General features: G+C 40.0%; 27 protein-coding genes. 18 read left to right on the top strand and 9 right to left on the bottom strand.

Annotation, left to right across the window (positions count from 1 at the left end; translation table 11 throughout):
* Nucleotides 1–5 precede the first annotated feature (5 nt).
* Nucleotides 6–1,070 carry a DUF1702 family protein gene (locus tag CYAN7822_RS01470; protein WP_013320461.1) on the bottom strand — a complete coding sequence of 355 codons (1,065 nt, stop codon included), beginning with the start codon at nt 1,068–1,070 and terminating at the stop codon, nt 6–8.
* Between the two features lie 558 nt (nt 1,071–1,628).
* Between CYAN7822_RS01470 and CYAN7822_RS01465 the strand changes: the two genes are divergently transcribed.
* Together CYAN7822_RS01465 and devC are read left to right on the top strand one after the other, a co-directional pair.
* Nucleotides 1,629–2,846, top strand: coding sequence for an ABC exporter membrane fusion protein (locus tag CYAN7822_RS01465; RefSeq protein ID WP_013320460.1), 1,218 nt, complete (start codon nt 1,629–1,631; stop codon nt 2,844–2,846).
* Nucleotides 2,809–4,026, top strand: a complete 1,218-nt coding sequence (gene devC / locus CYAN7822_RS01460; protein ID WP_245602657.1) for an ABC transporter permease DevC — start codon at nt 2,809–2,811, stop codon at nt 4,024–4,026. The genes CYAN7822_RS01465 and devC overlap by 38 nt, the downstream gene beginning before the upstream one ends.
* A 3-nt stretch (nt 4,027–4,029) precedes the next feature.
* Here devC and CYAN7822_RS01455 read toward each other — a convergent pair whose 3' ends face one another.
* Nucleotides 4,030–4,317: a Mo-dependent nitrogenase C-terminal domain-containing protein gene (locus CYAN7822_RS01455; protein ID WP_013320458.1), complete on the bottom strand. Its 288-nt coding sequence runs from the start codon at nt 4,315–4,317 to the stop codon at nt 4,030–4,032.
* 143 nt (nt 4,318–4,460) lie between these two features.
* Here CYAN7822_RS01455 and CYAN7822_RS37375 point away from each other — a divergent pair, with 143 nt between their 5' ends.
* The 3 genes from CYAN7822_RS37375 (at nt 4,461) to CYAN7822_RS01445 (ending at nt 6,502) form a co-directional block, all read left to right on the top strand.
* Nucleotides 4,461–4,610, top strand: a complete 150-nt coding sequence (locus CYAN7822_RS37375) for a hypothetical protein (RefSeq protein ID WP_157871762.1) — start codon at nt 4,461–4,463, stop codon at nt 4,608–4,610.
* 627 nt (nt 4,611–5,237) lie between these two features.
* On the top strand, nt 5,238–5,498 hold the full coding sequence (locus tag CYAN7822_RS01450) for a hypothetical protein (RefSeq protein ID WP_013320457.1): 261 nt from the start codon (nt 5,238–5,240) through the stop codon (nt 5,496–5,498).
* 77 nt (nt 5,499–5,575) lie between these two features.
* The gene (locus CYAN7822_RS01445) at nt 5,576–6,502 is read left to right on the top strand and encodes a hypothetical protein (RefSeq protein ID WP_041933091.1); all 927 of its coding nucleotides are present in this window, start codon (nt 5,576–5,578) and stop codon (nt 6,500–6,502) included.
* A 114-nt stretch (nt 6,503–6,616) separates the two neighbouring features.
* Here the strand turns inward: CYAN7822_RS01445 and CYAN7822_RS01440 are convergent, their stop codons facing one another.
* The 4 genes from CYAN7822_RS01440 to CYAN7822_RS01425 form a co-directional block, all read right to left on the bottom strand.
* A complete protein-coding gene (locus CYAN7822_RS01440) occupies nt 6,617–9,319 on the bottom strand; it encodes a glycoside hydrolase family 10-like protein (protein WP_049802661.1) in 2,703 nt (900 codons plus the stop codon).
* Nucleotides 9,320–9,548: 229 nt separating this feature from the next.
* Complete coding sequence (locus CYAN7822_RS01435) at nt 9,549–12,563, bottom strand: DEAD/DEAH box helicase (RefSeq protein ID WP_013320454.1); 3,015 nt, start codon at nt 12,561–12,563, stop codon at nt 9,549–9,551.
* A gap of 142 nt (nt 12,564–12,705) precedes the next feature.
* On the bottom strand, nt 12,706–13,428 hold the full coding sequence (locus tag CYAN7822_RS01430; protein ID WP_013320453.1) for a Uma2 family endonuclease: 723 nt from the start codon (nt 13,426–13,428) through the stop codon (nt 12,706–12,708).
* Nucleotides 13,429–13,448: 20 nt separating this feature from the next.
* Nucleotides 13,449–14,555, bottom strand: a complete 1,107-nt coding sequence (locus tag CYAN7822_RS01425) for a serine hydrolase domain-containing protein (RefSeq protein ID WP_013320452.1) — start codon at nt 14,553–14,555, stop codon at nt 13,449–13,451.
* 149 nt (nt 14,556–14,704) lie between these two features.
* Here CYAN7822_RS01425 and CYAN7822_RS01420 point away from each other — a divergent pair, with 149 nt between their 5' ends.
* Nucleotides 14,705–15,256, top strand: coding sequence for a hypothetical protein (locus tag CYAN7822_RS01420; RefSeq protein WP_013320451.1), 552 nt, complete (start codon nt 14,705–14,707; stop codon nt 15,254–15,256).
* 110 nt (nt 15,257–15,366) lie between these two features.
* On the opposite strand, the gene CYAN7822_RS01415 is transcribed toward CYAN7822_RS01420, so the two are convergent.
* Nucleotides 15,367–16,071: a DJ-1/PfpI family protein gene (locus CYAN7822_RS01415; RefSeq protein ID WP_013320450.1), complete on the bottom strand. Its 705-nt coding sequence runs from the start codon at nt 16,069–16,071 to the stop codon at nt 15,367–15,369.
* A gap of 117 nt (nt 16,072–16,188) precedes the next feature.
* On the opposite strand from CYAN7822_RS01415, the gene CYAN7822_RS01410 reads away from it, so the two are divergent.
* Nucleotides 16,189–16,902: a LuxR C-terminal-related transcriptional regulator gene (locus CYAN7822_RS01410; protein WP_013320449.1), complete on the top strand. Its 714-nt coding sequence runs from the start codon at nt 16,189–16,191 to the stop codon at nt 16,900–16,902.
* Nucleotides 16,903–17,022: 120 nt separating this feature from the next.
* Here CYAN7822_RS01410 and CYAN7822_RS01405 read toward each other — a convergent pair whose 3' ends face one another.
* Nucleotides 17,023–17,742: a biliverdin-producing heme oxygenase gene (locus tag CYAN7822_RS01405; protein WP_013320448.1), complete on the bottom strand. Its 720-nt coding sequence runs from the start codon at nt 17,740–17,742 to the stop codon at nt 17,023–17,025.
* 270 nt (nt 17,743–18,012) lie between these two features.
* Here CYAN7822_RS01405 and CYAN7822_RS01400 point away from each other — a divergent pair, with 270 nt between their 5' ends.
* Together CYAN7822_RS01400 and CYAN7822_RS01395 are read left to right on the top strand one after the other, a co-directional pair.
* Nucleotides 18,013–18,579 (top strand): RNA 2'-phosphotransferase, encoded by a 567-nt coding sequence (locus CYAN7822_RS01400; RefSeq protein ID WP_013320447.1) that lies wholly within the window; start codon nt 18,013–18,015, stop codon nt 18,577–18,579.
* A 179-nt stretch (nt 18,580–18,758) separates the two neighbouring features.
* Nucleotides 18,759–19,499, top strand: coding sequence for a response regulator transcription factor (locus CYAN7822_RS01395; RefSeq protein WP_013320446.1), 741 nt, complete (start codon nt 18,759–18,761; stop codon nt 19,497–19,499).
* A gap of 162 nt (nt 19,500–19,661) precedes the next feature.
* Here CYAN7822_RS01395 and CYAN7822_RS01390 read toward each other — a convergent pair whose 3' ends face one another.
* On the bottom strand, nt 19,662–20,096 hold the full coding sequence (locus CYAN7822_RS01390; RefSeq protein WP_013320445.1) for a peroxiredoxin: 435 nt from the start codon (nt 20,094–20,096) through the stop codon (nt 19,662–19,664).
* Nucleotides 20,097–20,228: 132 nt separating this feature from the next.
* On the opposite strand from CYAN7822_RS01390, the gene CYAN7822_RS01385 reads away from it, so the two are divergent.
* The 9 genes from CYAN7822_RS01385 to CYAN7822_RS01345 all read left to right on the top strand — a co-directional run bounded on the left by CYAN7822_RS01385 (nt 20,229) and on the right by CYAN7822_RS01345 (nt 25,851).
* Nucleotides 20,229–20,639: an Npun_F0494 family protein gene (locus CYAN7822_RS01385; protein ID WP_013320444.1), complete on the top strand. Its 411-nt coding sequence runs from the start codon at nt 20,229–20,231 to the stop codon at nt 20,637–20,639.
* A 51-nt stretch (nt 20,640–20,690) separates the two neighbouring features.
* Nucleotides 20,691–22,178, top strand: a complete 1,488-nt coding sequence (gene cobQ / locus CYAN7822_RS01380; RefSeq protein ID WP_013320443.1) for a cobyric acid synthase CobQ — start codon at nt 20,691–20,693, stop codon at nt 22,176–22,178.
* 39 nt (nt 22,179–22,217) lie between these two features.
* Nucleotides 22,218–22,457, top strand: a complete 240-nt coding sequence (locus CYAN7822_RS01375; RefSeq protein ID WP_013320442.1) for a 2Fe-2S iron-sulfur cluster-binding protein — start codon at nt 22,218–22,220, stop codon at nt 22,455–22,457.
* 13 nt (nt 22,458–22,470) lie between these two features.
* On the top strand, nt 22,471–22,662 hold the full coding sequence (locus CYAN7822_RS01370) for a vWA domain-containing protein (RefSeq protein ID WP_013320441.1): 192 nt from the start codon (nt 22,471–22,473) through the stop codon (nt 22,660–22,662).
* Between the two features lie 86 nt (nt 22,663–22,748).
* Nucleotides 22,749–23,975 (top strand): DUF262 domain-containing protein, encoded by a 1,227-nt coding sequence (locus CYAN7822_RS01365; protein ID WP_013320440.1) that lies wholly within the window; start codon nt 22,749–22,751, stop codon nt 23,973–23,975.
* Between the two features lie 17 nt (nt 23,976–23,992).
* Nucleotides 23,993–24,658: a HEPN domain-containing protein gene (locus CYAN7822_RS01360; protein WP_013320439.1), complete on the top strand. Its 666-nt coding sequence runs from the start codon at nt 23,993–23,995 to the stop codon at nt 24,656–24,658.
* Nucleotides 24,659–24,764: 106 nt separating this feature from the next.
* Complete coding sequence (locus tag CYAN7822_RS01355) at nt 24,765–24,983, top strand: hypothetical protein (protein WP_041933090.1); 219 nt, start codon at nt 24,765–24,767, stop codon at nt 24,981–24,983.
* A gap of 6 nt (nt 24,984–24,989) precedes the next feature.
* The gene (locus CYAN7822_RS01350) at nt 24,990–25,427 is read left to right on the top strand and encodes a YidH family protein (RefSeq protein WP_013320438.1); all 438 of its coding nucleotides are present in this window, start codon (nt 24,990–24,992) and stop codon (nt 25,425–25,427) included.
* Between the two features lie 175 nt (nt 25,428–25,602).
* Nucleotides 25,603–25,851, top strand: a complete 249-nt coding sequence (locus tag CYAN7822_RS01345) for a sulfatase-like hydrolase/transferase (protein WP_013320437.1) — start codon at nt 25,603–25,605, stop codon at nt 25,849–25,851.
* Nucleotides 25,852–25,891 lie beyond the last annotated feature (40 nt).

Raw genomic sequence — 25,891 nt, 5'->3', positions numbered from 1 at the left:
AACACCTATGTTATTGCAAAATGATTTTGGATGCGTTGCCGCCAAATTTCGTAGGCGGGAGTGGTTGCTTGACTCGATAACCCAATTAAGGATAAGTCTGTAATGGTTGCGGCTGGTTCGGCAGACATTCCACATAATACCTGACAACACATTTCGGTATTTTCTGTCATGTTGCCGGCTCTGATGCGAGTTTTAGCCGCAAAGGCTGCCCCTTGAGCGATTTGAGGTAAATAGGCTGCCGCTAGTCTTCTTAACTGTTCTATGGAAGCGCGATCTACTCCCCCGGCATAAGTGCAAGCTAACCCCACACCACTCCAGAGATCGGCCCGTCTATAAGGCGGAAATTGCTGGATTTTTTGGGCTATACGGGCAACATCTGCTCCTTGGACAAACCATAAACTGCGCCCTAACCCTTGATCGAAAACCTTTAAGGCATAACTCCAAGCCGATAGTTCTGAGGGAAAGGCAAGAGTTTCAATATACTTGCGCCCTTGGAAGTATCCCTGATGAAAGCCATATCCATCAATAGCTAACCAACCCAATAGGGGATCCGGAAATTGCCCGACTGATGCACCACAAGAGAGTTGATGCAAATAGGGTTTTAATCTCCATTGCAGTCTTGCTAACCCCCACCCTGCCCCGACATAGCTCATGTAAATATAAGGGTTTCCTGGGCCGCCGACAAACTCAAGAAAGCGATCCCCCCTCCAAGGTGTTAATTGATCGAGTAGGAATAATGCCATTGCCGCCCCTTCAAAGGCAAATCCTGCTAATTCAGCTTCGCTCGCTTTTAGTTTGCCCAGAAAAATTTCAGGATTTTCATCGTTGATAACCGCTTGATATCCCTCTACAAAAGTACAGCCAATTGTTTCTAAATGCTCTTGAATTTCGGCAACACTGGCGTAAAATCCGCGCCGCTTAAAGGTTGCTTCTTCTGGGGAGAGACTAAATAACTGTTTCCTTAACCACTCCCAAGGATGCCTGAGAGTTGTTTCAATTAATCTTTTAGAGTCGGCATTTCTAAAACTGAAAAGATTTAACCGACCCCTATTTCTGGGTTTGATTAGCATTTTTCACTCGCTATAGTTTATACTAAAATTGAAATATTTTTTAAGCTCTTTTTTCCAGATTTTTTTAGGGCTGCTCATCAGGTTTTTGATTACCGACTAGCATAAATTATCCATGTTAGATTTACTGTAAGCTTTATTGTTCAACTTGAATATTGTAATATTTCTTTACCTTTTCTTTAACCTCGAGCAATATAAAAACATAAAAATCTCGGCGAAAAATTTAACTATTTTTTCAATTTTTGCAGAAAATTATCAATAATTTACTCTAAAAAGGCAAGCTTTTGCTCAAATTGTAATTTTTCTTAGCAAAATTCTGTACAGGCAGCGATATTTGTTACATCGTTTTAAAATTATGCCGAACCAATCATACTTGTGTGATGTTTATGTATGTAGAAGTTAATATTTTTGAAAACGTTACAAAACTTCAATTTCAAGCCGCTTGCTTTTTCTCAATGCTTTTGATATGGATAAAAAGAAAGCAGAAAGTTGTGTTTGCCCTGACCATTTCTCAAACAAGCAAAATTTTATTTCACAGTTATTAAAAATCTAAAAAAGAATATGGTGGAAACATCATTTGTCAAAACAAAGATATCTCGCTCAAGAGTATTCAGGATAAGTATAGTAGCGGTCGTAGCTTCATCAGCCATTACCCTTGCCATTGTCTACCATCGGTCATTGCTGGGCACCTCAAAGCCAGTCCCCTCAACCGCCACAGAGATAAAACTGGCCACCCCAGATCAGGCCGTGGCGGCTTTAGGACGTTTAGAACCTCAAGGAGAAGTGATTAATTTGTCGGCCCCGGCTTTTAATGAAGGCACTAGAGTGGACCAACTGTTAGTAAAAATGGGGGATCAGGTAAAAGCCAAACAAATTATTGCCATACTCGATAACCGAGATCGCCTAGAAGCGGCTCTAAGGAAAGCTAAAAGTCAGGTGAAGGTTGCCCAAGCCAATCTAGCTAAAATTAAAGCCGGAGCCAAAATAGGAGCTATTAACGCCCAAAAAGCCACCATAGAACGCATCCAAGCCGAACTAGAAGGACAAATGAATAGCCAACAGGCCACTGTAGAACAGATAGCGGCAGAACTCAACAATGCTCAAACCGAATGCGGACGTTATCAAAGTCTTTATGGAGATGGGGCTATCTCGGCCTCAGATCGGGATAATATGTGTGTTAAAGAAGCATCTTTGCAAGAACAGTTAGCCAGTGCCCAAGCCAACCGTGATCGCACAAAAGCCACTCTCAACCAACAGTTAGCCGAAGCTAAAGCCAGTTTAGCAGAAATCGCAGAAGTTCGACCGGTGGATGTAGCCATAGCACAAGCTCAATTAGAAGATGCCATAGCCGCCGAAAAAGAAGCACAAGCTAACTTAGACTTAGCTTATGTGCGTAGTCCTCAAGCCGGACAGGTCCTCAAAATTCATACTTATGCAGGAGAAAGGGTAGGAGACAAAGGCATTGTCGAACTGGGAAATACCGCTCAGATGTATGCTATAGCAGAAGTTTATGAAACCGATATTAGCCAAGTTCATATTGGACAACGCAGCCAAATTACAGGCGCAGGGTTTAAAGGAAAATTGTTAGGAACAGTGGATGAAGTGGGCTTACAAATTGGGAAAAAAGATGTCTTAGGAACTGATCCGGCGGCTGATGCCGATGCGCGAGTGGTAGAAGTAAAAATTCGCCTTGATCCGGCCTCGAGTCAACAAGTGAAAGGATTAACTAATTTACAGATCAATGTGGTCATTGATACCTCATCCTCAAAACCCCTTTAAACAAATGATCATTCTTAAACTTCCCTTGGCTTGGTTACAACTCAAACATGAAAAAATCCGCTTGTTGGTAGCGATCGCGGGAATTAGTTTTGCGGTTGTGTTAATTTTTATGCAACTGGGTTTTCAAGCCGCTTTATTTGATAGTGCTGTTCATTTACACAACAGTTTACGAGGAGATATCTTTTTACTCAGCACTCGTTCTACTTCCTTAATTGGCATGAAAAGCTTTTCAGAGCGCAGATTATATCAAGCATTAGCTTTGCCGGAGGTAGAATTTGTTACCCCCATTTATTTAGGCTTTGCTCAATTTCAAAATCCTTTTAATCCGAGTTATTGGCGCAATATTCATGTCATTGGTTTTGAGATTCAATACCCAATTTTTAAACCGATAGAAATTCAAAAGAATCTGACCCAACTTAAACAGCAAGATGTCGTTCTATTTGATCGAGCATCGAGGTTTGAATATGGAGCGATCGCTGATGGGTTTGAAGAGGGAAAAATTTTGACTACAGAAATTGATAATATAGTGGCCAGCACTCGTAAAATTAGGATTGGTGGATTATTTCAATTAGGGACATCTTTTGGCATCGATGGCAATTTACTCACGAGTCATGTAAATTTTTTACGGATTTTTTCTCAACGCAATAAAGGGTTAATTGATGTTGGCTTAATTCAACTCGAGTCAGGGATTGAGGTTAACCGAGTTCAAGCGGCTATCCGTAAGAAATTACCCCCTGATGTTCGGGTTTTTACTAAACAAGAATGGATTGAGTTTGAAAAAAACTATTGGATGAGTAGTACCGCCATCGGATTTATTTTTACTTTAGGAGTCGGCATGGGGTTAATTGTGGGAATTGTGGTGGTTTATCAAATTCTTTATACGGATGTTTCCGATCATCTGAAAGAATATGCAACTCTCAATGCTATGGGATATAAAGACAGATATTTTTTATCTGTGGTCTTACAAGAATCCATTATTCTTGCTATTTTAGGCTATATACCCGGCTTTTTAATTTCTTCTGGGGTGTATAATTTAGCTAGAAAAATGACTCTTTTACCGATTGCCATGACTCAAAACCGCTCTTGGTTTGTTTTTTCTTTAACGCTTGTGATGTGTTTTCTTGCAGGAATGATCGCTATGGGTAAGTTAAGAGATGCTGATCCATCGGATATTTTTTAACCATTAGATCAAGCCGGTAATATCTTTTCCGCATTCATCAGCAAGATAACATAAAGCTCGGAATCTTAAGCCCACAAATTCTTCATATAATGGATTAAGTTTACAAAGAGGCGGAATATGTAGTATTTTTCGTCCAAAGCAATAAATTTCTCGTTCAAAAGGACACTGAGAGGGAATTAATCGGCAGATCAAGTCAGCTATATTAGGATTATCTATTTTGACATTATCTAGCCAAGTTTTAATTAAATCAATAACTGTATTGGGAGGTAATTTTAGTTTGGCTGTATTCATGGTTTTAATCGTCCTTAAGTAAATGTGCTTTGTGTTTATACTTTGAATTTAACAAGACTTTGGCCTAATCGCAAGGTTTTTCTAATAGAAAAACTTAATTTGTATTATAAAATTTTATACTTCATGGGCGAGAAGGGGGTCTTGTGGTCCGGCATAAGGTACAGACAGGGGAAAAAGAAAAAAGTCAGTCTTCATCTCCTCCTAACAGTCTGTCAAGCATGAATGCTAGGTTAAGAGGCGAGTCTCGAGAAGCCACCATTAATGATCGGAAATTTAAAAGCGTCTTAGCTTAATACATAAGTATTATAGCCTTGACAAGACTCATGAAGTACAGTGTATGAGGTTCACCCCCCACGATTCTATGAGGGTTCTACTTCTAACTTCTGACTTCACCCTTGCGGACTTCTGCTATAATTGATGTCCCGCTTTGATCCTCATTTCCCATTTGTTGATGATTAAGAAAAAAGGGTATGAGCAAGCTTTTTTCTTCTAGTCCAAATTTAATTAATTGTATTTGCTAAAAACTCTATCGGTAGAATTAATTTTTTACATTCCCTTTCAGCCAATTTTAATGGGGGCAAATTATTCAAAAAAATCACAGGTTATTGCAAAAATTTAATCCCAAAGCCGGCTTGAATAGCTTTTAAACCCTTGACCCGTCTACTGATGTCAAGATATAAATAAATTTTCAGTTTAACGATTAATCATCTATCTTTAGTCATAAAAATCTTAAAATTTTCTGTAAAATAAAATACCATTTTCGCTTTTGATAAGCTGTCTGTATAAATTACTATAAAAATCTTTGCAATTTTCTCACTCTATAGCATGATCCCTTTTGGCCCAAAGTTTGCCCTTAGATAGAGTTAACTATTTTTTTTGGGAATTACATTGGAAGAAAGTTAAATAAGAGGAAATAAAAAATGGCTGGTCAACTATGCTGGCTTTTCCAGTTTGAAAGCGATACAGAAATGATTCTACATCTGCGATTAGAATCTCACCAACCTTGGAAACCCTATACAGCTTTTCCAGGTCTTAAAGTTGCTGACTATCCTATCCCTAGAGGCTCAAAAGGTTGGGCAACTTATCAAAAACTTTTAAAAGCTGGTTGGACTTTAATTCCTACAACAATGGCAAATAAGACTTTTATTGAGCATTCATCTTTAAGCTTAAAAATTAGTTGAAAAATCTAGTTTTGAGTTTAATTTTTTCAATAAGACTACCTTAATTGACTTGTGATTCTTGATTATTTTATTAACTGATGATGATGAAGGCTTTAGAAAAAAAACAACCTCTAGAAATTTTTCGACTTTTAGCTAACCTTAAAAACAATCTTTGGCTTATTGGCGTTCTCTTTTTAGGCTTGGGAATTGCTGACCGAGTTTTTTCAACTTTTGCTGATGGTTATTTATCTGGGATTGAATTTACCCATCTATCGATCATCTGTTTCTTCTGTATGAGTTGGCTTTGCTTAAAGCCCGAGATCATTTTGACTGGTGAAAATGATGCTATCTTTGAAAACCATGAAGAAGCTTTACAACATTTTTCTCCCGATGAAGATCATTTAAATGTTGTACAATCTAGGATGATAGAATTGGAAGATCAGCACTTGATTAGTCAAGCCTATACTCTGCCTTTTCCTTATCTTTGCCAAATTTATCATCTTTTGAATTTAAAACATTTAGAAAGCATTCATAGCTTTAGCTTAAATAATTTAAGAGTAACGGGTGTGCTGGATTGTCAACCCACTCTGACTGGGGGGGTGATCAAATTTAAAACCATGTTATCCGCACCAGTGAATATCCTAAGACTTTGGCGGCAATCGGGTGTAGAAGTTGAGTTAACTTTGCATACACCCTTTACCATTGAACTGAGTATTCCCCTATACAATGACAAAAAAATCATTGTCATCTTTAATGTGGTTCCTTTAAGTAAAAATCAACATAAGTTGTTTATTGATATTTATAGCAACTTAACGTGGTATAAACCGATTTTACAAATAATTTTGCACGCGGCTTCTTGTTTGACCCTTTTTGAAGATTTGCCCTATTTACAAACTCTAGCGAAAAGAAATTTAGAGCGTTTAGTCTGTTTAAATTCGGTCTTAAGTCATGAAACTCAGTGGTTATTTAAACGGTTTATTGATTTATACGGCGCAAATCTTCAACTGTTAGGAGCGGCTATTTAATACTAGGTTGAGTTCAAAAAAATAATCATGACCTCATGTCTTAACCCCCTCTCCAACAAGGTAAGGGGGAACAAACTATTCTAACTGAATTAAATCTAATATCAAATAAATTTACTAATTTCTCCGGCTTCTGGCTTGTTGCTCAGTCATCATGCGCTCCCCATAAACTAATAATTTATCTAAAGTATCTAAACGATTTTGCCACACCTGAACCTGATAAGGCTCCACTTGTTGTTGCTGACGCATCCATGCCCCAAAAGACGAGCGAAACCGTGAAAGAGCCGTTCTAGCTGAAGACAAATTTTCTCGAGAGGGTTGCGCGGCTAACTGATTGAAACTATTGGCTAAAGCATCAACTTGCCTGCCCCATTGCTTCATGGTTCCCTGCTCCATCGCCAATTGATTATTCGCCACTAAAAAACTCCACTCCCGTTGTAATGCTTGATAGCGGGCCACCACTGTTTTAAAGGGTTGACGGTGCGGTAAAGGTTCTCCACCATTAGCTGCGATAGACCCTTGGGTTCGATTAAAAATCATTTCTAGAGAGGGAGTTAAATTTTCTGCCGCAAACAGAGCAAAGCCGCTTGTCGGCATATTGCGGACTAGCTGCATCTGGTCAACCGTTACCGGATCAGGCACTTTTAGCAGCCGCAAACCCGGAATAATTAAACTCGCTCCAGCACTACCCGGCTCATTTAACGGTTTAATCTTATCTTCAAAAGTCCCTGTATCCAGAGCATAAGTCATCAAGCAAATTAAATCTACCCAATTATTTTTGCCCCATTCTTCCCAATTTTGTTGTAAACGCGAGAGGCGGTCTTGCCGTTCTAGGGGAAAAACTGCCACCGAGACAATTAAAGAAGGGCGACGTTGTTTGAGGCGTGCGGAGGCAGTGGCAACGAAACTATCTACTTGTCGTATGCGAAAAGCGTTCCATTGACTCCAAAGCGGCGAGCCGGGTTCAACATCCATCGGATCTACGCCGGTCATTTCTTTAAACAACCAACGAGAGGAGTTACTATAGCCAAAAATTTGTTGTTGATTAGGAGATTGGAAAGGATAACGAATATAGTCAAATTGAATCCCATCCACATCATAATTCATGACTATTTCTTCGAGTAGGGATAATAAATAAGCCTGCACTTCTGGATTAGCCGGATCAAAGAAAGCTTTTTTATACCCCTGAGAATAGTCAAAAATCCCCCCTTGTTTGTTCACGTTTGCCCAATCCGGATGAAGGGTTAAAACCGGTCCGAGATAGTCGAGGGGTTGATTCATCACTTCATTGTGGCGTTGGTTAGCCGCCGCAAAAATCCACGTCCAAGCGTGCAGTTCCATTTTGCGCTCATGGGCTAATTTTATTGCCGCTTTGAGGGGGTCCCAACCTCGAGTTAGGGGATTTTGCTGAGGAGCGATTTTACTAGGATAAATGGGGTAACTGGCGTTAATGGTTTCAAAAAACACCACATTAATTCCCGCTTGGGCCATGCGATCAAAAATTTTCGCTAATTCTTGCTCAGATTTAGCCTGTACAATGGTTCCTCGATCAAGCCACATGGCGCGAATTTCTGACTGAGCAAAGGGGCGATCCGTCGGATAATTATCCCAAAGATTGCGTCTAGCTTTTAACCACAATTGGCGGGCCTCATTATATGAACCACGTTCGGCCAGTTGTTGAAACGTTTGTAAGGCTTCTCTAGCTTCTATGAGGGCTTTATAGGAAGGATTATTTTTAGAAACCGTCACTAAACTCGCTTGGAGGCTATCCCCTTGCTTGAGAGATTCTTCGACCACATTATGGGTGGAATTATCAATTTGACTATGGGTTGCTTCGGCGGCGAGAAGGGTGCTTTCTACCCGAGCTATTAAGGCTTGTAATTCTTGCCTCATCTGTTGGATATCTTGGCCTGAAAGTACCGATTGATTGATGGGAGCATCTGGGGAAATGGATAAAGTCTGCTGATTAGAATTGTTGGTAGGGGATGAACTTACCGGTTGATTTTGGGGTTTGGCCGGCTTAGCACTTTGGGGTTGCGGCTTTGGTAAAACGGGAACCGAGGGCTGATTAACGGTTTTTGTCGCGTTACAGGAAGTAGGGCTGTCTGAACCCTTTAGAGCCACTACATTGTTGCGGTTGATTCCATAGCGGCTCAAAGCGGCGCTCAACCAAGCCACATCAAACTTAGCTGAGGCTACTTGGTCCTGTCCCCAACGCCAGCCAAAATAGGTAGATTGATCGGTCACGACGACAGCCGGCGGTGAACCTTGGGTTTTCCAAATTGCCGACGTTTGACTATTGACGCTCGTGGGAATGATCACACCCCCAATAAAGGTACTCGAAAAAGAGTTTAGTCCTTTGGCCCAACCGGATGAGGGATTATTGGCTATTTTTAAAGTGGCGGCTCTTGAGTTAATAAAGCCCCAGTATGCCCCAAATAAAGAGCGTAATTGAGTTTTTATCTCGGGTTGAGAGGATATTGCTGTGGGTCCACTGACAATGACTTTTCCGCCTACGTTCATCCATTGCTCTAAGGCTTCGGCTTGAGAGCCGTTAATATTTTCTACATTAGGTAACAGCAAGATGTTGACGTTGCTTAAGTCTGAGGCTTCTTGCCATTGGGATTGTTCTAAAATACAGTAATTTAGGCCGAGTGCTTGTAATCGATTGGTTATTTCTACCCATTGCTGAGAGTTTTCTGGGCTTTTGACTACTCCTATCTGCCGAGGGGAGGCTGTAGCCGGTAATATTGAAAGGATTAATGGCAATAATGAGGAGAGTAGTGCAGTGAGTTGTTTTTTTGTTAGGAGGCTGATCATTAACTGGTCTTTGGCTGCCCGATTGACTCTCAAAGCAATTCTCAACACAACACTCCTCCTTATATTTGTAAGATAGTCTATGAGCCGGTTTTTGTTCCTTTTGATGTTCTCAAGAATAATAACAGTGCCCTTCCTTCTTGGTCAACTTTAGCCGCCAACAAGCGCTACCCACATTATCGGAAAATTCCTTGGTAGGGGCGTATTCTTTAATATTGTCAAAAACCGTCTCTCAAACTGGAAAACGCTTCATGGCTATGATCGCTTCTTTGGCATTTTGTCTTAACATTGCCGAGACTCCAGGAATGTAGGGAATTTGCCAGAGTAAATCCACTGTTCGCCTTAAAAGCCGCACCAAGTCCCCCTCATCAAGACTGGTTGCATCACAGAGGTCTTGCCATTCTGTGCCTCTGGCCCAAGCTTCTACTAACCCCATCAATTCATCCTCTAACCACACTGGGATGGTAATCATTTTTTGACGTTGTGACTGGAATAACTGACGGCGTGTTTCTTGCAGGCTAACTGGACCTCCTTTAACCAGGCGGTATAATACGGCAAAAAACCAGAGCCAGTAAGCCTCTTTTGCCAAATGAGCGCGTAAAATTAATATTTCTAAAGTTTCCTCTCCTTTAGGTTGCCTTTGAAACACCTCTATTACTTGTAGTGAGGGAGGATAATAACTCATGGTATCAGGGCGTAGCGTTTCAGTAATTAAAGCACTCACCGCCGCCGCTAAATGAGGCGGTTCAAGTTGCTCTAATTCTCCAGACATCAATACTAACCCGACCCATAATTCATTATCACCGCGAATGGTAGCGGCGGCTTCTCCGAGCAGAGTGGGGGTATAACCATCTAAGGCATTGAATTGTTGTAAAATTTCAATCAAATGCAGAAATTCTTCCCAATAATAGGATTTTTTCGATTGATGTCTTTGGTATCGGATTTGAATGGCGTGCAGTTCCTCTTGGAGTTGTTGACGGTCTTCAAATTTTTCTAGTATCTGACCGGGATTTTTGTATTGTTGTAAAGGATGATTGTTCAGTTTCGCTTCGAGGATCTCCACTTGTTGCTGTTGCTCAATTAGATAGGATTCTTCCACAAGTTCTTGGGCATAACCTTTAATTTGTTGGCTCAATTTTGCGGTTTTTTCATCTCCTTTTCGCCACGGCCCAAGTTGAACTTTTTCTAAATTGGGTAAAGGAATCTCTGCTATTTCTGATAAAGGAATTGAACCCGGATTAATATCTAATAGGTCAGCAATAGCGGCGATATACCAACGGTTATCTTCTCCTAAACAGACAAAATCCGGCGATTTTCCTGAACCTGGGATACTCCCTATCAAGACGGCTGTCACCGGTTCAGATACCTTGATGTGCTTACCTTTGAGATGAACAATTTTTCCCGCTTGCAATTGCTCAAGCCGCGTTACAATTTCATTTTTTCTGTTAGTTTGAGCTTGATGTCTTAGGATTTTTAAAAGCCGCTTTTCTTCTCTGAGGGTTTCATTAATTTTTTTATAACTATTAATTTGTCCCTCACTAATTCCGGCTAATTCTATATTTAGCTTGGTTAGTTCTGTGGTCAATTCAATAATCGCCTGTTTTTCGGGTGCGAGTTTTAAGCGAGCTAAATATTCGGCAAAACTGCATTCTAATAAATCCTTGGCTTGTTCAAGGCTATGTTTTTGCAGTAAATTTAAGACCATTCCATAAGAGGGAGTAAAACAGCTTTTTAGGGGTTCGGGTTGCGCTGTGGCTAAATAAGCCGCTTCTTTTGCTCCTTCAAAAGGCGTTTGTACGGTCACCACATGACCTAATTGATCCATTCCTCTACGTCCGGCCCGGCCCGCGATTTGTAGGAATTCTGAGGGCGTTAACATACTGTGTCCCTCATCGGTTCGTTTAGAAAGGGCGGAAATTACGGTGGTTCTCGCTGGCATATTAATCCCGGCTGATAGGGTGGCGGTGGCAAAAACCACTTTAATTAACCCTAATTCAAATAACTTTTCCACTAATTCTTTCCAAGCCGGTAAAATGCCGGCATGGTGTGCGGCAATTCCTCGGGTGAGGGGTTCAAGGTGATCTAAGCGGATAAATTTGGACTCGCTGGCTAAATATTGGAATAGCTGACTTTTTATTTCGGGTTGGGTTTGTAAAATTTCTAGGAGTTGCTCGGTTGCATCAGGATTATTGGCTAAAAACGAGTAGATTTTATCGCGTAAATCCGGATTATTTTTAGCAAAATAGTTGAGGAGTTGCTCTTGTAAACTGGCATTTTCCGCTAAAAAGAAAACTAACAAACGCCAACAAAGTTCTTTTTCTTCCTCTCTATTAACTAAGTTTAATGAACCCAAGGATTGAATAGCTTGATCACATCCCCGGCGACTAAATATGACGTAAATCGCCGGCAGCATTTGACCGAATTGCAATTGTTCTACAATTTCTAGAATGGTAGGACATTCTTCTCGTCTGATGCGGCGCTGTTTTTTCTGGTTTTTTTTGGGGAGGAGACGGGGATTGATGGCTGTGTTTTTGCTGTTGAGCAGAGGAAAAAGCCCTTGCTTAGTGCTAAAGTAAAAGCTTAAGGGAACCGGACGGAAATCTGAATTAATTAATTCACACGTCGAGATTTTTTGCTCTAAAAATTGCTTATTTTCCCTTTTTTGGCGAACTTTATTAATCCAGTCAGTTAGTTCTTCTGGGTTGCCAATGGTGGCTGATAAGGCTACTAATTGAATGGTGGGCGGACAATAAATGATTGATTCTTCCCACACTGTCCCCCGTCCACTATCACTAATGTAGTGACATTCGTCTAAAACCACTGTTTCTACATTTTCTAAAGATGTTCCTACTTCACCAATGGGGGTTTCATAGAGCATATTGCGGAAAATTTCCGTTGTCATCACTATGATTGGTGCATCAGGATTGATCACGATATCTCCTGTAATCAAGCCAACATCAACCCGATGAGCTAAAAATGGTGTTTGTCCAAATTTTTCTTGGAAATCTCGACATTTCTGGTTAGATAGGGCTTTAAGGGGAGTGGTGTAAAAAACTCGTTTTCCTCGAGCTAGGGCGCGATAAATGGCATATTCACCCACAAGGGTTTTCCCCGAGCCGGTGGGGGCACACACTACTACTGATTTACCTTGTTCTAGGGCGGTGATCGCCTTTTTCTGGAATTGATCCAGTTCAAAAGGAAATAGGGTTTCTAGGTTTAACGTTGAGTTGGCGGCTTTACTATTCACTCAGAATTTTTGTCAAATTAGATAGACACTTTTTTAGATGGCCTTGGCTCTATTGTACGTTGATTATGGCTTAGATGTTAGGGGGGGGTAAAAAATGAAGATTTTAGTTTACAGAGGTGGTAGGGTACCTCTGTAGATAGGCCTAGCTCAACTCGCCAAAACGCTCTTGGTATTGTTTTAATAACTCGCTCATTTCTTGAGTTCGTTGTCGTTCTTGTTCTAATTGTTGTTCAGTTTGTTCTAATTGTTGTTCAGTTTGTTCTAATTTGTTTTGGGTTTCTTCTAACTGGTGGCTAATCTCTTGATAAGAAAAGAATTTTGAGCCATCAGGACGATACAGCAATAATTCTTCGGCGGATAGTTCAAAGCGAATGCCTAAACGGGGACTCGCCCAATTTTCGATGGCTTCAATCACCTCGAGTCCATATTCTCCTTTAATCCAACCTTGTAATTGATTGTTTTGAGGGTCGTAAATATAATACTCTTCTACGCCGTAACGTTCATAAAACAGTAATTTTTTTGCCATCTCTACTGAGGTGTTACTTGGAGATAAGATTTCAAAAACTACTTGAGGAGGAATATTATCTTCTTGCCATTGTTTATAAGATAATCTATCTCCTTTGGGTCGTCCAAATACCACCATAATATCTGGTGCATTAACAACCGTATTAATTCCCTCCAGAGGATACCAAAATAAGTCACCCGCGACGAAAATATTCTGCTCATCAGCATAAAGCCAGTCTAAGTTTTGCTGAATTGTTACCAGCCAACGATATTGTATTGTATTATTTGCCATTGGTTGACCGTCGCTATCGGGATAGATAATGTCTTGTTCGGTTGCGGGATGGGGTAGTTGAGAAACCATAATTTTTAGCCTCCTCAAAATTAATAACGAATCATGCTAAAACGAAAAGCTGGATGTTGCCCACCTAGGGATAAACCGACTATTTCGGAGCAAATTTTCAGCCCGTTTTCACTATTGGTTAAAATAACAATGCCGTTTTTTTGTTTTTTGTTGGAAACAGTAAAGCTTTTAAAGCTTCCTACATCTCCCCAATGCCAAAAGTAATCCTGATTAGCACTATGTTCTATTCCCCATCCTAAACCCCAATCTAGAGAGGGCGTAATTTTAATTTGAGGACGCAACATTTCGTCGAGACTCTCTTGAGTTAGGTTGGAACTGTCTGGTGTTCCTGGGTTCATCATCGCCATCAGAAATTGAGCATAATCTGTAGCTGTGGTGCGTAAACTTCCTGCTGAAATGGCTTTTGTGGGTTTACTCATGGTTTTCGGATTGCCAAAGCGATCATGTCCAAAAGTTGCGCTGATTTCATACTGTGGCTCCCAGATTAAACTACTGCTCGTCATTCCCCAAGGATCAAGAAAATTATTTTTGATATAATTGTCTAACGATTGATTCGTAATTTCTTCTACGACTTTTTGTAAGTATATATATCCTTCTCCGGAATAGCTAAATTTTGTTCCGGGTGTTCTTTGTATCCATACTGGACGATTACCACTCCAGTTAGGAAAACCGGTGGTATGAGATAAAACCATTCGGGCTGTAATTTGTTTAATTCTAGGGTCTTTAATATAGGGTTTAGCTGTATATTCAGTTAAAGGAGTATTGAGATTTAATTGTCCTTGTTCGCAGAGTTTGAGGACACTATAAGCAAACAAGGGTTTAGTTAAAGAAGCCGCCGCAAATATGCTGTTATTGTCGATTGGTTGTTTACTTTTATAATTTTTGACTCCAAAAGTCGCATTCCAATATAATTGTCCATTGTTGATTATCGCTAAAGAGATACCCGGCACAAGGGCTTGACGCATTAAAATCGGAATACGTTGTTTAAGAGTGGTGATGGTTGGGTCTTCTGAAGGATCAGCCGCTCCTATTTTACTGAGTAAGCTAATGGCACTAAAGGTAGCTAACCCTAATAAAGCATTACTACCATGATTAATTAATTGTCGGCGAGTAAACCAGTTTGTCATCGTTGGTTGTTCCAGTGGTATTTTCTGTGTCTAATCTCCAGAGTAACTCATCAGTTAACTCTAAGTATATTTAGCGGCTTCTTTTAAGGCCAAAATTAGCCCGCATTACTATAATAGACAACAAAAGACTCTGCTTAAATTGACTCAAAATGTCTTACAGCGATTTCACTTTGGCCAAGGTCAAAAAATCTTTTGACTTAAAAATCATTGAAGACTTAGACCTTTTTGCTCAAACGACTGAACTTGCTCCTAGTCAATTACTTGATAGCTTCTTGAGAGAAAATTCCCAACTTGCACTAAAAATAAACACAGAAAAAGCTCGCTCTGAAATGATTATTGCTCCAATTTTATTAGATTTAAGAAAACAAGCTTATTTAAAAATAAGTCTTTTTTCAGGAGTAGAGTTCAATGTTGATCTAGAACAAGGCTTAAATGGCACTTGTGACTTTTTAATTAGTGCTTCTCCTGAACAGCTATTTATTACCTCTCCCGTGATCAGCCTAGTAGAAGCGAAAAAAGAAAATATTGTAGGAGGATTAGGTCAATGTGTGGCCCAAATGGTAGCGGCACAAATTTTTAATGAGCGAGAAGGTAATAATATTCCGATTATTTTAGGGGCGGTGACATCGGGTAACATTTGGAAATTTTTACAACTTGAAGGTAAGGCAATTAAAATTGATTTTAATGAATATTATCTCTGAGACCTTCCCAAAATTATTGGCATTTTAGCTAGTGTCTGCTGAACAGGTGGGCAAGGTCGAAATAGATTTTAAACTACTTTTGCCCACCCTACCCTACGATCGCTTTTATACTATACAGACGTTGGGTTCAATTTCTTGGCTATCTGTTGAATTTCTTGTCGAGAAGTCTCGATATACTCCTTCCCCATTTGCTGAACTAAAGCGACTAATTCCTTACCCGCTTTTTCCGGAGAACCAACCCCAAACGGAGGATCGGGATTATATTCCAAGAGTAATTCAATAAATTTAGCCGTTTGTTCCCCACATAAAACTTTAACCAAGATCAATCCAAAATCAATCCCGGCCGTAACACCACCCCCTGTAATACGATCGCGGTCTATGACAACTCTTTCTCGGCAAACTTGCGCCCCTAAGTAGCCTAATTGTTCCAAAAACGCCCAATGACAAGTGGCGCGATAACCTTGCAACAGTCCAGCCGCCCCTAAAATTAATGCTCCTGTACAAACCGAGGTAACATACTTCGCTTGTTGACTTTGCTTTTGCAAAAATTCTAACATTTCCTTGTCTTTGATCATCTCCAGATGTCCAGGCCCTCCAGGGACACACACCACATCTAAAGGCGGACACTCAGCAAAGGTTTGATTCGGCAAAATTTTTAACCCTTCATCGCTGGTAACAGGGTCTAAATTCTTCCACAGTATATAAATTTGACTATTAGGTGTACGATGCAAAACCGTTAAAGGGCCGTTAATATCCAGTTGGGTCATCCCTGGAAAAATCACTAATCCGATCCGATGTTTAATGTCTTGATTCATGGCTTTGCTGATGGTCAATTAATAGAGTACAGAAGGAATTATGCCTAAGCTCGCTGCTATCATATTCTTGACTTGATTAAAAAGCCTAGTCCCCAACTGGGTAGTTTATAAATCATTATGCAAACAAATGTTTTACACTCTCTGATCGCATCACTCGCTACTGCTTCTAATCAACAGCAAATGCGATCGCATTTCATGGATACTGCTGGAGAACTCTTTATAGCTCAACGTTGGGGAATTTATTTACTCGATAATTTGTCTCAAGTTGCTCAGGTTGATGTCAAAGGTTTACCCGATAGTTTTGTTGATCGTTATGAAAAAATAGGTCGTCAAGTCGATCCAGTTTTAAAATATGTGATAGAACGTCATGCGCCTGCCCACGAACAATTATTACTCACTCAAGAGCAGTGGAAACAAAGCTTACTTTATCAAAATTGCTGTTCGAGTTTTGACCATGAGCATATTATGACAGGCCCGATCGTCGGACAGGGGCAATTAATCGGTACAGTTCACTTTGCGCGTATTCGGGAAACCTCTGCTTTTAATATAGATGATTTAATGTTTTTAAGTGCTATCTGTACTCATTTTTCTGCTAATTTAGCCCGTATCAACTCACCCGATCCTCAATTAACTTCGGATTGGGCTAAAAAACTAACTTCCCGTGAATTACAGATTATCTCCTTAGTGGCTCAAGGACTCACTAACACAGAAATTGGTCAAGAACTTTGGATTACTCAAAACTCGGTTAAACAAGCGTTAAAACGAATATTTCGTAAGCTCGATGTGCGCTCTCGCGCTCAAATGGTAGCTAAACTGCAAAATATTTCTTAAATGCCAGACAATCCCGATATCTAGATAACGATTACATCAACCGCAACCCAGATATCAGGATTGTATAGCTTTATCGATCTTCAGTGGAACTTATTGAAACCGGAGTGGTGATCAATTTCCTTAATCAGCCGTAGCCAATTCAGTTTCCGTGCTGCCAGTAGTGCGACGACGAGTAAGGGTATTAAATAGCATTATACCGATGGCCTTGATTAAATTGCCTTCTAATTCGTTGAACATCTTCATATTGAGACGGAAAGCATCATTAGCTTCAGCGACAATGCGATTAGCCGTTTCTTGATCGATAGGCATTTCGTCTAAGGATTGACGGTATCGATTTTTAAAGGCTTTCTCATCGGAAATGTCTTCAAACTCATAGAAAGCGGTGCCGCCTTCTTCCAAATTCATCGCCCGTTGAGCAATTTTTTTGAGAATTTGTCCGCCTGATAAATCGCCTAAATAACGGGTATAGGAATGAGCGACTAATAATTCAGGTTGAGTGGCAGCTACTTCGTGAATTCTTGCTACATAAGCTTTACCGGCTTCTGAGGGAGCTACTTCAGAGCGCCAGTTGGCCCCGTAGTAGAAGTATAAATCTTGTTCTAGAGACGATTTACGATTTAACTCAGGGAAGTAGATTTTAGAGACAATGGGGTGTTCGCGAAGTTTTTCCATTTCCTCTTCCATCGCTGTGTAGACGAAATAAAAATTAGTCACTAACTTCCGATAAGAAGTTTTTTCAACCACGCCTCTTAAAAAGCACTTGACAAAACCAACGTTTTCTGCTGCGCTATGGGATTTTTTGGTCCCTTCACGTAATAAGGTGGATAAATTAACGCTCATGCTATACTTCCGGTTTTCTAAGGTTAACGCTTTATGAATGAGTTTTACAAAAGCTTAAAAAACTGCCTAATTGAGTAGGTTAAACTGAATTGATGAGACTTTTTATTAAGAATTCTTACAAAGAAAGGCAAAAGGCTATAGGGAACAGACAAAGACAAAAGTAAGTTAAATTTAGATAATATTAGCCTTGCCCTTACTCTTCCCCTTTCCCCCTATTTCCTGTTGCCCGTTGCCTATTCGCTGTTGCCTATTCGCTGTTGCCTGTTAAAAATGAAATCTAATCGCTGCTTGAAAATCAGTAAATATCTCAGTTACCATCTGCGACATCACCCTGAAGAATTAGGGCTTGAACTTGCACCTGGGGGCTGGGTTGAGGTCGAGAAACTTTTAGCCGCCTGCCTTGAAGCTCAATTTCCTCTGACACGTGAAGAATTAGAGGAAGTGGTGACAAACAATGATAAACAGCGTTTTTCTTTTGATCAGACAAAAACCCTCATCAGAGCCAATCAAGGTCATAGCGTCCCGGTTGACCTACAATTAACATCGCTTGCTCCCCCAGAGATTTTATATCACGGCACATCCACAAAGGCAGTCCCGTCAATTTTAAGTCAGGGTTTACTGAAAATGGCTCGCCATCATGTTCATTTATCCACTACCATAGAAGCGGCCAGAAAGGTTGGTCAGCGCCAAGGCAAACCTGTAGTGTTTGAACTGGATGCGGCTGCGATGTACCAAGCTGGTTATCAATTTTTCGTTTCTGAGAATGGAGTATGGTTAGTCGAGACAGTCCCACCCGCTTATCTAAGGCAAATTTATCCTTTATTAGTTACAATTTAGTCAAAAATATTAACAACTCTTGACATAAAAAAGAAATGAGGTAAGATTTTATAGCTAAAATTTAACAAAATTAAGATGAAATTTGCAATCATGCTTATAATCGGTACAGGAATTTTATTTTGTGATCACATTTCTTAGTCAAAAGTTACAATTATCCCTATAGTCATAACTCTCTGGTGATGCCCCGAATACTCGTAATAGATGACGATCCCGCAATCTCCGAATTAGTCTCCATCAACTTAGAGATGGCTGGTTATGACGTTAACCAAGCAGAAGACGGCATAAAAGGTCAAGCTTTGGCTGTCCAATTACAGCCAGATCTGATCATGCTTGATTTAATGCTACCAAAAGTTGATGGTTTTACCGTGTGTCAGCGACTGCGCCGGGATGAGCGCACATCCGATATTCCGGTTCTGATGTTAACCGCCCTAGGTCAAACACAGGACAAAGTGGAAGGCTTCAACGCGGGGGCTGATGATTATCTCACTAAGCCCTTTGAAGTAGAAGAAATGCTGGCTAGAGTGCGGGCCCTGCTGCGGCGAACGGACCGAATTCCCCAAGCGGCTAAACATTCTGAGATTCTCAATTATGGGCCCTTAACCCTTGTGCCTGAAAGGTTTGAGGCCATTTGGTTTAACAAAACTGTGAAATTGACTCATTTGGAGTTTGAGTTACTCCATTGTTTATTGCAACGTCATGGTCAAACTGTCTCCCCTAGCGATATTCTCAAAGAAGTTTGGGGATATGATCCTGATGACGATATAGAAACCATTCGAGTTCATATTCGCCATCTGCGAACCAAACTCGAGCCAGATCCGAGACACCCTCGTTACATCAAGACCGTCTATGGGGCGGGTTATTGCTTGGAGTTACCCAGCAGTGAACAGTTGAGCCTAGATACTGATGTAGCCGCCGTCTAAAGGTCCCTGTGATCCTATGGTGATTCTCGTCCCCAAAGCTTAGGTCAGCCCTTCCGGTTGACTTATAGTTTTGTGTTGGTCTAAATAAAACCTTGACTTAAATTTAGCTCTCTTCATCAAAAGTGGGTGGGCAATGCCCACCACCACAACCACTGATAATAACTAGCTAATGGTAGTTAAGATATCTTGGGCGTGCGTTTCAGTTTTCACTTTATCATCAACAGCAATAATGGTTCCTTGGGCATCGATAATATAGGTTACGCGCTTGGCATATCCTCCCCCAGAAACATCATAAGCATTAGTAATTTTGCCATCGGTGTCAACTAACAATTTAAAAGGTAAACCATACTTCTCTTTAAACTTTTTATGGGAAGCTTCATCATCCATGCTGACACCGAGGACCACCATGTCCTTATCTTGATACTCCTGATAATTATCACGAAAACTTTGCGCCTGTTTGGTGCAGCCTGGAGTATCATCTTTAGGATAAAAGTACAAAACAACTATCTTACCCTGAAAATCTGACAAGGAAACAGTATTGCCCTCGTCATCCACAGTGGTAAAGTTAGGGGCTTCTGTGCCAACTGCTAAAGCCATATAGTTTCCTTCCTTAAATAAATTTCATCCTATTCCATCATAAAACTTTACAATGCTAATAGGAAGACAAATTAGTCATTAGTCATTGGTCATTAGTTGCCTTTTCCCTTTCCTCTAGTCCCTATATTTCCTATGACAGCATCTTCAAGCCCAAAACAGTCATTACTTCAATACTCGACACGAACCCTAACCCGAGCCGAACAGGCGCTATTTTGCTCTCCTTTCCAGCTAATCTTGTTTAAAACCATGCGCCATCAAAGTGTGCCTTTGCCACTCATCTCAGGAGTAAGAGGACTCGAACAACAATATACTAAAAAGCTGCTGAGTGAAGGACGAGCAGAAAGGGAATTAATGTGGCTCATTCAGGTGGGGTTATTGCGACGAGAAGTAGATGGACAAGGAATCACCGATAGCTTTCGTTTGACCCCCCTAGGACGACAAATCGTCGAAAAATGGGAAGCTCAAAACTTTCCTGTTCCGACTCCTTCACTCTGGGAGCGGCTAGTGAATTTTTTAACTCGCTGGTTTTCAATTTCGTTCTAACCTTGAGTTAGAGAAATTATGATAGAGAAAGTCAGAAAGTAGATTTAAGCAATGAAAGGAATTATGGTGGTGGGGACAACCTCCCACGCAGGAAAATCTTTTTTAACAGCAGCATTGTGTCGTATACTTGCCCGACGAGGTTGGCATGTCGCTCCCTTTAAGGGACAAAACATGGCTCTTAATGCTTATGTTACCCCCGCCGGTGGCGAAATAGGCTTTGCTCAAGCGGTACAAGCTTGGGCCGCAGGGACTACGCCCAGAGTGGAGATGAATCCCATTTTACTCAAACCCCAAGGCGATATGACCTCTCAAGTCATTCTCAAGGGCAAAGTGTTTGGGAAAATTACGGCTTCAGACTATTATGATCAGTTTTTTGAGACCGGTTGGGAGGCTATCACCTCTTGTTTAGAACGCTTATCTCTAGAATTTGATTTAGTGGTTTGTGAAGGGGCAGGAAGTCCGGCTGAAATCAATCTTAAACATCGAGATTTAACTAACATGAGAGTAGCCAAGCATTTAGGGGCGGCGACTTTGTTAGTGGTGGATATTGACCGAGGTGGGGCTTTTGCTCATATCGTGGGAACTCTCGCTTTATTAGAACCCGAAGAACGCACTCTCATTAAAGGAATTATCATCAATAAATTTCGAGGACAGCGCTCTTTATTAGATTCTGGCATTAAATGGTTAGAAGAATACACCGGCATTCCTGTATTGGGGGTAATTCCTTGGAGTGATGTTTTAATCCCAGCAGAAGATTCCCTAGATTTGTTTGAAAGACGTATTAAACCTAATGCTGAGATTAATATTAGCGTGCTTCGTCTTCCCCGTATTGCCAATTTCACAGATTTTGATCCGTTAGATTCTGAGGTGAGCGTTTCTCTCAATTATGTGGATTTACACCAAGAATTAGGATACCCTGATGCTGTGATCATTCCTGGCTCAAAAACGACTATAGAAGACTTAATGGCTATATATAAAAGCGGCATGGCTCAAAAGTTACAAGACTATGCCGCAGCCGGAGGGGTGATACTTGGCATTTGTGGCGGGTTTCAAATGTTGGGAGAACGAGTCTTAGACCCAGAAAAATTAGAAAGTGAGCAACAGGAGTTTAACGGATTAAATTTATTGCCCATAGAAACGGTGATTATTCCTGACAAAATCGCCTCTCAGCGACAAGTTTTTTCCAATTATCCTCAGTCGGGTTTGCCCATTAGCGGCTATGAAATTCATCAGGGCGTTACTCGCTTAGTTAATGGGGTCAAGCAACCTGAAAAGCTGGGTTGTCAAGCTTTGTTTAATGACGAAAAATTAGGTTTAGTCAACAGTTCCCATTTAATTTGGGGTTGTTATTTGCATGGACTATTTGATAATGGGGCTTGGCGACGGGCGTGGTTAAATTTTTTACGACATCGGCGAGGACTGTCTGCTTTACCTACCGGTATTGCTAACTATCGAGAGCAACGGGAAGCGACTTTAAATGTGATCGCGGATTTAGTGGAATCTCATTTAGACTTAACGCCGATTTTATCAAAACTCTAAAGAGATCTGATCTAGGTAACGCCTAAAAGGAAAGAAAAAATGACCGTTCAAATTCGATTTTTACCTGATGATATCACCATTGATGCTACTGCGGGAGAACCCATGTTAGAGGTAGCACAAAGGGCCGGTGTTCTTATTCCTACAGGTTGTTTGATGGGGTCTTGTCATGCCTGTGAAGTCGAGTTAGATGATGGAACACCTATCTGTGCTTGTATTAGTGCTGTGCCAGCCGGGACAAAGTCTATCACGATTAATTTATATTCTGATCCCCTTTGGTAATTAAAACCTAAAAATGTCAGAGCATCTTTTACAAAAACGAGACTATACAATTATTCTGGCCAAAAAGGCGGCTACTGAGGCGGCTAGTCCGCCGGGATGGCAACAGCAATGGAAGCTCGCTGAAAAGTCTATTATTAATCTGGCGAAAAAATGTGAAGAATTTGACCCTGATGGGATTACGCTTTATATCGCTAGTTTTTGTTAAATGCTTTGTTTGATTAAGAAAAAAAATTTATGTTATAATTGAGGATTAAGAGTTATTTTCAAGCCGCCTAGTAAAAAAGATATAAGATGAGCCAGATATTAGAGCTAGAGGACGAAAGAGAAGAGTGGGAAGAAGAACTTGGCGATGATGATGAACAGGATGAGTCAGATACTTCTCACTTTGATATCAAACAGATTTCTAAAATTGTTGTTTATGGAACTGATTGGACAACAGAAACTATCTTAAATCAACTGACCCGTGAGAATATTAACTTAAATCCTAGTTTTCAGCGCCGAGATGCTTGGAATATTATACGCAAGAGTCGTTTTATAGAATCTTTGATTTTAGGGCTTCCTGTACCACAAATAGTTTTAGTAGAAAGAGAAAAAGGTAAATATTTAGTGCTAGATGGTAAGCAGCGTTTACTCACCATTTTGCAATTTTATAATCAAAGTAAATCAGTTAATAATAATTTTAAGTTAAAAGGTTTAGAATTTCTCTCCGAGCTTAATGGATTGAAATGGGAAAACTTTGATCCTTTACATCGTGACACTTTAGATGCTTTAGACAATCAAACAATTAGGACAACAATCATACGAAATTGGCAAAGTGAAGATTTTCTATATAAAGTCTTTTTGAGATTAAATGTTGAAAATACTCCTTTATCTCCTCAAGAACTCAGACAAGCTTTAAATCCCGGCAAGTTTACTGATTATATAGATGATTGGTCAAATAAAAGTCAAGGGTTAAAATATATTTTCCCTAAACAACCAGATTTTAGGATGCGTGATAATCAATTACTCTTAAAATACGTTGCATTTCAGTATTTTTTGCCTGCATATAGAGGGAGTTTAAAAGCTTTTCTAGATGAAACCTGTAAAAAACTTAATAAAGCTTGGGAAAAAGATCAAGATAATATAGAGAAAACTCTTCAACAATTTGAAGATGCTATGATGCTTACTATCAAGATATTTGGCCAAGATAATTTTGGAAGAATTTGGTTAAAAAATAAAGAAAAATATGAAAAAAATCGGAGTTATTCTTTACTAGAAGCAATATTATTTTATTTTTCAGATCCAGTCATTAGAGAAAGAGTAAACGAGGTAGATCCAACAAAAATTGAACAAGCATTTAAGACTCTTTGTTCTTCATCACAAGATTTTATCAATTCCCTCAAAAGCACTACAAATACTATTGCTAAAACTTACACAAGATTGGCCCTTTGGGGGAAGGCTTTACGAGAAGTTTTGAAAATAGATTTTAACATTCCTGAATTAATTGATAATCGGATTTTTTTTTCAGGATTTAGATAAGGTAGAAAAGATTAGATATGCCTCGTTCTCCAAGATTTAGAGCGCTAGAAAAGGAGCTAAATATACTTAGAAAATATTTTCTACCTAGAAAATTTGATCCATCTGGCTTATATTCTGAAAGACAGTTAGTTCATGCAAGTTCTTATCGAGTATTAGCTCATGCTGAAATTGAAGCTTATCTTGAAGATCGAATGAAAGAAATAGCATTGTCAGCCGTTAAAGCTTGGAAGAAAAATGCAGAAATTCGACGCACATTAATCTGTTTACTTGCTTTTTCGGGAATGGAATTAGAAGCACCTCCAGATTCGCTTACGCCTAAACAAACGAGTTCCAAGCAAAAACATAAGGAAAAGTTACAATTAGATCAGAAAATAGATAAAGCTCTTAGCTGTTTTATCTCTTGTGTAAATGATAATCATGGTATTAAAGAAAAAAATCTTTTGACTCTGCTTTTACCTATCGGGATCAACTGTGATTATCTAGAGGAATTCTGGCTTACTTCTATGAACTCCTTTGGTGAGAACAGGGGAATTATTGCTCATACCTCAGCATCATCCTATAAAACTACACAACCTATCAACCCTAAAGATGAGTTAGATAATATTAAAAAAATTGTTTATGGAGAGCCAGGTGTACAAGGGTTGAAAGATATTGATGAATTACTTAATGCTCTTATGAAGTGAAATATATATTGATTCATTAAATTAGCCGCAATCCTCGCCTAATCCTTAACTTTTATGACTAAAGATCGGTTTTTGGTGCAGGTTGCTTTAGTATGTGTTTTGAGACTTGCAGTGTTTTTCAAAGCTTGGCGATTATCGATGTTGTTATTATGATCATGGTGATCACCCGGAGCCGTTACAAGTTACAGCGAGTCCCAATAATGAGCAGTCTATCCTGGTTATTGCTGACAATATTGGTTTAGCTTTATTTGATTTTGGGAGCCGTTCTGGGTGTTCTCTATCTATCTGGAATAAGCGCAAATTAGCCGCATTAGACCAAAACTAATCCATTATGAGCCAGCCGCCTATCAACTCAGAAACCCCTAAACAGCGTTCTACCAATGAATTAGCAGCAGACCGCACCGAACTGGCTAAATATCGCAGCCGGGCAGCAGCAGACCGCACTTTAATGGCTTGGATACGCACCTCTCTATCCTTGATTGCTTTTGGCTTTGGTATTCCCACTATCGTCAAGGCGATTGAAAATACCCATCTTGGTCATAACCTTAACCCAGTCAGATTTTCGGTCATCGTGGGACTGTCTTTTATTGCTACGGGAATGCTGGGGATGGCTTTAGGATTGAGAGAACATCGTCGCTTACTCAAACAAATTCAGAGCAATTGCTATACTTACGAATCCTCTAATAGTGCGGAAATTATTGCGGTGGCTTTGCTAATGATTGGGTTACTTAGTTTTATTGGGGTAATTATTAGGTCGTTAAATTTTTGAGCATTAAAATCCCCAATTTATTACACAAAAATTTGCCTAAAAGGATAAATCTATGCCGCTAAGTACCTGGACAAAATTAAAGTTAACTGTTTGGTAAGGGAACACCGGATCTGGGATCTGGGAACAGGAAAGGCTTTCAAGGCTTTTACATTTCTTAACATAATCAACTTTATTTATGTCCAGGTACTTACGTGAATACAAACCCAAAACCACTTTTCCTGGTGTAATAGGACGGACAGTAGATCAGTCTAGTCCTGCTTGGCCAAAACCTTTGCCAGCTAAAGAAGGCACTCCTAATGTGCTGTTTAGCGTCCTTGATGATACGGGATTCGGTCAATTTGGTTGTTATGGGAGTCCCATCCAAACACCCAATCTAGACGCACTAGCCGCCAACGGGTTGCGCTACAATATTGCTGCTGATTAAAAGTTGAATTACTGGTTTATTTTTAGGGTAATTAAGGGTA

Origin of the sequence: Gloeothece verrucosa PCC 7822 (genome assembly GCF_000147335.1) — a bacterium.
GTDB classification, from domain to species: Bacteria; Cyanobacteriota; Cyanobacteriia; order Cyanobacteriales; family Microcystaceae; genus Gloeothece; species Gloeothece verrucosa.
This window is presented reverse-complemented; position numbering and strand designations above follow the sequence as displayed.